The 1,094-nt window shown below is 59.1% G+C and carries 2 protein-coding genes and 1 pseudogene; 2 read left to right on the forward strand and 1 reads right to left on the reverse strand.

All coding sequences use genetic code 11. The features are described 5' to 3' along the window. On the forward strand, positions 1–605 hold a 605-nt coding region (fixJ, locus tag EN914_RS36200), incomplete at its 5' end, for a response regulator FixJ (protein WP_245497936.1). On the opposite strand, the gene EN914_RS36205 is transcribed toward fixJ, so the two are convergent. Further along, a complete protein-coding gene (locus EN914_RS36205) occupies positions 602–811 on the reverse strand; it encodes a hypothetical protein (protein ID WP_013525375.1) in 210 nt (69 codons plus the stop codon). The genes fixJ and EN914_RS36205 overlap by 4 nt on opposite strands. A 185-nt stretch (positions 812–996) precedes the next feature. Here EN914_RS36205 and EN914_RS39705 point away from each other — a divergent pair. Next, a pseudogene (locus tag EN914_RS39705) lies at positions 997–1,094 on the forward strand (pyridoxamine 5'-phosphate oxidase family protein); the annotation flags it as partial.

Genomic DNA, 1,094 nt, shown 5'->3' on the forward strand with positions numbered 1-1,094 from the left:
GTGATCTGGTGCACGTGGTTGACGACGACATGGACGTGCGCAAGTCGCTCGGTTTTCTTCTGGCGACTGCAGATTTTGCAGTACGCCTGCACGAATCGGCCACGGCTTTTCTCTCGACGGCAAAGGGCGACCTCGACGGCTGCATCGTCACCGACGTGCGCATGCCGGGCATAGACGGCATCGAATTCCTGCGCCAACTGAGATCCGGCGGGCATACAATTCCAGTTATTGTCATGACGGGCCATGCCGATGTGGCGCTCGCCGTTCAGGCAATGAAGGAAGGCGCTTCCGATTTCATTGAAAAGCCGTTTGATGACGAGATGCTGATCGACGCGATCCGCTCCACGTTGGCCAACCGCAACCAGGCGAATGCAACGCATCCGCAATCCTCCGAAATCCACGGCCGCCTGGCCACACTTTCGGAGCGGGAGCGGCAGGTTCTGGACGGGCTCGTGTCGGGTCTGCCGAACAAGACGATCGCCTATGATCTGGGTATCAGTCCGCGCACTGTCGAGATTCATCGTGCCAATGTGATGAGCAAGATGGCCGCGGGCAGCCTGTCGCATCTCGTGCGCATGGCGTTGATCGTGGAATCCAAACACTAGCAAGCGTCCCCGAGAGACTTGCCGCCGTCTGTCGGCATTGCCTTCGGCTGCCAGTAGCGCCAATGGGTCGGGCGGATATCGACGCGCACGCCAGTCCCGGCGTGCTTCCAACCCTGCCGGCCTTTTATACAGGGAAATACGAGCGCATGTTCGCCCTCCTCGTCGAAGACGGCGAGTTCGAGTTCGCGACCAAACGGAGCGCTCATGATCGGCTTCCACATCTCCCCATGATCTGGGGAAGCGGCAAGCAGCGCCTTGATTTAAATCATTTACGAAATTGCCGCCTATGCCGCTGCGGACGAGCGGCAAGCTGCCTTGATTGCGATCAATGACAGCTCCGGCGGCTGGGCCAACAGTCTGTTGGACGACCAATAGACTCAGGAGATCACACATGCTGATCCGCACATTATCCGCCCTGGAATGCACGAAATTGCTGACCGCCAACCGTGTCGGTCATCTGGCATGCGCGAAGGGTGGGCAGCCCTACGT

Origin of the sequence: Mesorhizobium sp. M7A.F.Ca.CA.001.08.2.1 (genome assembly GCF_003998455.1) — a bacterium.
In the GTDB taxonomy this organism is placed as follows: Bacteria; Pseudomonadota; Alphaproteobacteria; order Rhizobiales; family Rhizobiaceae; genus Mesorhizobium; species Mesorhizobium ciceri.